The organism is Martinezella miluonensis (assembly GCF_900094545.1).
GTDB lineage: Bacteria > Pseudomonadota > Alphaproteobacteria > Rhizobiales > Rhizobiaceae > Rhizobium > Rhizobium miluonense.
Map to the genome: position 1 here is coordinate 170,137 of NZ_FMAH01000007.1, position 6,062 is coordinate 176,198.

Below are 6,062 nucleotides of genomic sequence, written 5' to 3' on the forward strand. Positions count from 1 at the left end.
TTCCAGGAAAAGTGCGCAGCGGTTTTCCGTCCGCAATGCGTAAAGAAACAAGAAGATAGAGCGTCTTCGCGATTCGAAGAAAAGCGGAAATGCTCTGATGGGATCCGAACCGCCGGCCCTATGATTTTCCAAAGTGTCCCAACGCTCTGATCCGCCCGCCGGCAGCCTTCATGGAGAGCGATGGCGGTCGATATCCGGGGAAGCCGGAGCCCTGTCTGACAAACAGCATCGCCCTAGTTCGGGCATCGGGCCGTCATCGAAGTCCATCCTCTTTGACACCCACAAGCATCGGAAAACTGATTTCAGGTTTCAGCAAAACCTGCCTTTCAACCGTATGATCGCCGGCAATACTGGCTAGCAAGACGTGTCCCATGCGCTCGCCCGTGTCTGTCAGGTCTTCATAGATGGTCTCGACCTTGGGCTGGATCTGACTGAGCAACTTCGAGGTGCGCTTTGCCACCACATCATATTCGACACCGAGCGTAAAACCGTTGTCACCCATGCCAGTGATCGTCGCTAGGGCCGAAACCTCACCGCCGCAGGCAAAACCATCGGGAAAGCCGGGCTCAGATGCGCGACGGCTCACATAGTCGCGGATCTGTTCCACCGGACAGTCCAGGTCGATCTCCTTCGGGATCTCGTAATCGACCCCCGCTTCGCGAACGGCCGTCATGAAACCATGCAGCAGATGCTGCGAAAAAGTCAGCCGCCTTGGCGGAAGGATGATCAAGAGCTTTCGTCGGCCGCGTTCGACCAGCCGCTTGGTCGCCTCATAGGCGAAACTGAAGTTATCGTAGTCGACGAATGGATGATCAACGGTGAATTCCGTCCGCCCATGCGTGACAAAGGGAAAATTATTTTCGAGCAGAAGGCGAACACGGGGATCGAAAGGTTCGGTTCGGGAGAAAATCAGCCCGTCAACCATTCGATTGCGCACCAGATATTGCACCGCCTCGATATTGCTTCCGTTGATGAAATTCGGTGTCACGATCAAGTGGTAGGCGGTATTCTTCAACGCCTTGGCCAGGCCGTGCATTATGGAAATGCCGTAGCCCAGGATCTCCTCATGCGGATCAAGCAGGACGCCGATGACGTTCGTCTTGCCCGTCTTCAGACGCTGCGCCGCGCGATCAGGTAGATATCCGATTTGAGCAGCAACTGCGTGGACGCGCTCGCGCGTCTCGACCGAAATCTGCGGCGCATTGCCCAGTGCGCGGGACACGGTTGTGACGGCAAAGCCGGTCATCTCGGAAATTGTGCGGAGAGTCGGCTTTCCGCTTTTGCCCACGGGCGTCGCAAGGGACGCGGATCTTCCGGGAATATCTTTCAAGAGAATACTCAGCCTGCATCGGAGTCGGCGTCTTGTACGCTGTTTCGGCACGAAGTGCAAATGCGTTAACGAAAACGTTTTCCGCGCCGATATCTGAGTAAGTATGCCTGAAGACATGGAGGATTTCGTCGCTAAAAGTAAGACTATTCAGCTATTTATGCCAATTTCAGAAATCCGAAGCGAGATCTTGACTTGAGCTTATTTGTAACGTTTTAAATGCTTTTGCGGCGATTGAGGCCGCAAGCAGATGGCATCCGCCTGAGGACGGAGGCTTTTAGGGGAGCGGAGGACAACCTTCGCTCGGACGATTTGCACAATTGGGAGGTTAGAATGATAAAGTTTCTGACGACGACGGCGGTATTGGCGCTGGCGGTTGGTGGTTTGGGCGTATCGGCTCGGGCTGCGGATGTGAAGGAAGTGCAGATGCTGCACTGGTGGACATCGGGCGGCGAGGCAGCGGCGCTGAATGTCCTGAAGCAGGATCTGTCGAAGGAGGGCTATGCCTGGAAGGACGTTCCGGTGGCCGGCGGCGGCGGCGATGCGGCGATGACGGCGCTGAAGGCGATGGTGGCGGCCGGCAACTATCCGACCGCGTCGCAGATGCTCGGCTATACCGTGCTCGACTACGCCCAGGCCGGCGTCATGGGCGACCTGACGGAGACGGCGAAGAAGGAAGGCTGGGACAAGGCGGTGCCGCAGGCGCTGCAGAAGTTCTCGGTCTATAACGGCAAGTGGGTCGCCGTTCCGGTCAACGTCCACTCGGTCAACTGGCTGTGGATCAACAAGGCGGTCATGGACAAGATCGGCGGCAAGCAGCCGAAGACCTTTGACGATCTGATCGCGCTGCTCGACAAGGCCAAGGCGGCCGGCGTCGTGCCGCTGGCGCTTGGCGGCCAGAACTGGCAGGAAGCGACGATGTTCGATTCCATCGTCATGTCGACCGGCGGCCCGGAGTTCTACAAGAAGGCCTTCAACGATCTCGACGAAGCCTCTTTGAAGTCCGACACCATGAAGAAGTCCTTCGACAACCTGGCCAAGATCGTCAAGTATGTCGACCCGAACTTCTCCGGCCGCGACTGGAACCTGGCAACGGCGATGGTCATCAAGGGCGATGCGCTCGTCCAGGTCATGGGTGACTGGGCCAAGGGCGAGTTCGTCGCCGCCAAGAAGACCCCGGACAAGGACTATCTGTGCTACCGCTTCCCCGGCACCGAAGGCAGCGTGATCTACAACTCCGACATGTTCGGCATGTTCAACGTTCCGGCGGACCGCAAGGCGGCCCAGGGTGCGCTGGCGGCAGCGACGCTGTCGAAGAGCTTCCAGTCGGCCTTCAACGTCGTCAAGGGCTCGGTCCCGGCCCGCACCGACGTGCCGGATACCGCCTTCGACGCCTGCGGCAAGAAGGGCATGGCCGACCTCAAGGCCGCCAATGCCGACGGCAAGCTCGTCGGCTCGCTCGCCCAGGGCTATGGCGCCGCGCCGGCGATCGCCAATGCCTATAAGGACGTCGTGTCCAAGTTCGTCCACGGCCAGATCAAGACCTCCGACGAAGCCGTCAAGCAGCTCGTCCAGGCGATCGACGACGCGCGCTAAGCGCGGGCCTGTCCTCGGCCGTTCCTCCTCCCCGCCGATAAGCGGGGAGGATCATGACCAGCACCATGCCCCTTGAAGGCCCTTGAAGGGATGACCATCATGAGCACCGTCGTCACCACGGATCCCATTCTCACGCGTCCCGCCCGGCGCACCGCGATGCGCACGCGCCTGCAAAACGCGCTGCCGCAGATCGTCCTTGCCCCCAGCTTCCTGCTGACGATCATCTTCGTCTACGGCTTCATCATCTGGACCGGCTATCTGTCCTTTACCAATTCCAAAACCTTTCCCTCCTATGGGCTGACCGGCGCCCGTGCCTATCAGCGGCTTTGGAACTGGACGTTCGAGAGCGATCCGCCGTCGTCGTGGTACACCTCGATCACCAATATGGGCATCTTCGGCGTTCTCTATGTCGGCATCTGCCTGGCGCTCGGCCTGCTGCTGGCGATCCTGCTCGACCAGAAGATCCGCGGCGAGGGCGTGCTGCGGCCAATCTTCCTCTATCCGATGGCGCTGTCCTTCATCGTCACCGGCGTTGCCTGGAAGTGGTTCCTCGATCCGGGTCTCGGTCTGGAGCAGACATTGCATCAGCTTGGCTGGACCAGCTTCCACTTCGACTGGATCAAGAACAAGGATTTCGTCATCTACACCGTCGTCATCGCCGGCGTCTGGCAGGCCTCCGGCTTCGTCATGGCGATGTTCCTGGCCGGACTGCGCGGCATAGACAGCGAGATCATGAAGGCCGCCCAGATCGACGGCGCCTCGGCCGTCCAGCTCTATCGGCGGATCATCATCCCGCTTCTGCGGCCGATCTTCCTGTCGGCCTTCATCGTGCTTGCCCATATGGCCATCAAATCCTACGACCTCGTCGTGGCGCTGACCTCCGGCGGGCCCGGCGGCTCGGCATGGCTGCCGTCGAATTTCATGTACGAATACACCTTCAAGCGCAACGAGATGGCCGTCGGTTCGGCCAGCGCCATCATCATGCTGATGACCATCTCCGCCATCATCGTCCCCTACCTCTATTCCGAACTGAAGGAGAAGGCTCGATGAGCACCGCGGCCTACTCGACACCGACACGCACCCCAGGCAGCAAGACAAGCAGCCATACAAGCAGCAACAGAGGCCGCCTTATCAACCGGGCCGTCATCTACGGCCTGCTGGCGATCTTTGCGGTCATCTACCTGATGCCACTGTTCGTCATGATCGTCACCTCGCTGAAGACGATGGACGAGATCCAGAACGGCAACATGCTGGCGCTGCCGCAGGCGCCGACGCTCGAACCCTGGGCCAAGGCCTGGGGCGAAACCTGCGTCGGGCTCACCTGCAACGGCATCAAGGGATACTTCTGGAACTCGATCAAGATGGTCGTGCCGGCGGTCGTCATCTCGACCATCCTCGGCGCCCTCAACGGCTATGTGCTGACCAAGTGGCGCTTCCCCGGCCATACGCTCGTCTTCGGCATGATGCTGTTTGCCTGCTTCATTCCGTTCCAGTCGGTGCTGCTGCCGATGGCCACCATCCTTGGCAGCCTCGGCCGCTTCGGCACGCTGCTGCAGGACACGATCGGCGTCTCGCTCGGCTTCGGCAACTCGACCGTCAACCTGGTCATCGTCCACGTCATCTACGGTCTCGGCTTCACCACCCTGTTCTTCCGCAATTTCTACGAGGCGTTTCCGAACGAGCTGGTCAAGGCCGCGCAGATCGATGGCGCCAGCTTCTTCCAGATCTTCCGCCGCATCATGCTGCCGAACTCGCTGCCGATCATCGTCGTCACGGTGATCTACCAGTTCACCAACATCTGGAACGACTTCCTGTTTGCCTCCGCCTATGCCGGCACCGGCGATTCCATGCCGATGACGGTGGCGCTCAACAACGTCGTCAACACCTCGACCGGCGTGGTCGAATACAATGTCAACATGGCCGCCGCCATGATCGCCGCGCTGCCGACCCTCCTCGTCTACATCGTCGCCGGCCGCTATTTCGTCCGCGGTCTGATGGCTGGCGCAGTCAAAGGATAATCCCATGGCCTTCCTTCAAATATCCGGTCTGAGAAAGCGTTACGGCTCGCTGGAAATCCTCAAGGGCATCGACCTCGACCTCGAACAGGGCGGCTTCCTCGTGCTCGTCGGCCCATCCGGCTGCGGCAAGTCGACGCTGCTCAACACCATCGCCGGGCTGGAATCCATCACCGAGGGCGACATCCGGGTCGATGATCACTCCATCGCCGACCTGCACCCGTCGAAACGCGATATCGCCATGGTGTTCCAGAGCTATGCGCTCTATCCGAACATGACGGTTGCCGGCAACATCGCCTTCGGCATGGAAATGCGCGGCGTTCCGGCCGAGGAGCGCAAGGCGGCGATCGAGAAGGTCGCCAAGGTGCTGCAGATCGGCCATCTGCTCGACCGCAAGCCGAGCCAGCTCTCCGGCGGCCAGCGCCAGCGCGTCGCCATGGGCCGGGCCCTGGTGCGCGATCCCAAGCTGTTCCTGTTCGACGAGCCGCTGTCCAATCTCGACGCCAAGCTCAGGGTCGACATGCGCATCGAGATCAAGCGCCTGCACCAGTCGACCGGCAAGACCATCGTCTACGTCACCCACGACCAGATCGAGGCCATGACGCTGGCGACGAAGATTGCCGTCATGAAGGACGGCGTCGTGCAGCAGTTCGGCACGCCGGCCGAGATCTACAACAATCCCGCCAACATGTTCGTCGCCGACTTCATGGGCTCGCCGGCCATGAACCTGCTGTCGGGAACCATCGAGAGGGGCAGCAACGGCCTTCTCGTCTCTCTCGACCGGGCCGGCGGCGAGGCGATCAAGCTTCCCGTCGCCACGGACAAGCAGGCGCTCGAAGCCCATGCCGGCCGCCAGATCGTCTTCGGCATCCGCCCCGAGGCGCTCACCGATCCCGAAGGCGCCGACCGCAACGCCCGCACCCTGGCCGAGAACGACTGCCTGATCGAGGTCGTCGAACCGGCCGGCTCCGACACCTTCGCCGTCACCAAGCTCGGCGGCAAGGAGGTCGTCGCCCGCCTGCGCGCCGATGCCCGCATCAGCGCCGGACAGCACGCCCGCCTCGCCTTCAACCTCGACAAGGCCGTCTTCTTCGATCCACAAACACAAGCAAGGATCGCTTGAG

At 60.7% G+C, this 6,062-nt stretch carries 5 protein-coding genes; 4 read left to right on the top strand and 1 reads right to left on the bottom strand.

What is annotated here, in order from left to right; all coding sequences use genetic code 11:
• Window positions 1-253 precede the first annotated feature (253 nt).
• Window positions 254-1,447, bottom strand: coding sequence for a LacI family transcriptional regulator (locus GA0061102_RS09595; RefSeq protein WP_092846279.1), 1,194 nt, complete (start codon window positions 1,445-1,447; stop codon window positions 254-256).
• 213 nt (window positions 1,448-1,660) lie between these two features.
• On the opposite strand from GA0061102_RS09595, the gene GA0061102_RS09600 reads away from it, so the two are divergent.
• From GA0061102_RS09600 to GA0061102_RS09615, 4 genes are all read left to right on the top strand, one after another.
• A complete protein-coding gene (locus GA0061102_RS09600) occupies window positions 1,661-2,923 on the top strand; it encodes an ABC transporter substrate-binding protein (protein WP_092846281.1) in 1,263 nt (420 codons plus the stop codon).
• A 99-nt stretch (window positions 2,924-3,022) separates the two neighbouring features.
• Window positions 3,023-3,973 carry a carbohydrate ABC transporter permease gene (locus tag GA0061102_RS09605; RefSeq protein WP_092846308.1) on the top strand — a complete coding sequence of 317 codons (951 nt, stop codon included), beginning with the start codon at window positions 3,023-3,025 and terminating at the stop codon, window positions 3,971-3,973.
• Window positions 3,970-4,941 (top strand): carbohydrate ABC transporter permease, encoded by a 972-nt coding sequence (locus tag GA0061102_RS09610; protein WP_092846284.1) that lies wholly within the window; start codon window positions 3,970-3,972, stop codon window positions 4,939-4,941. The genes GA0061102_RS09605 and GA0061102_RS09610 overlap by 4 nt, the downstream gene beginning before the upstream one ends.
• Window positions 4,942-4,945: 4 nt before the next feature.
• On the top strand, window positions 4,946-6,061 hold the full coding sequence (locus GA0061102_RS09615) for an ABC transporter ATP-binding protein (protein ID WP_092846286.1): 1,116 nt from the start codon (window positions 4,946-4,948) through the stop codon (window positions 6,059-6,061).
• Window position 6,062 lies beyond the last annotated feature (1 nt).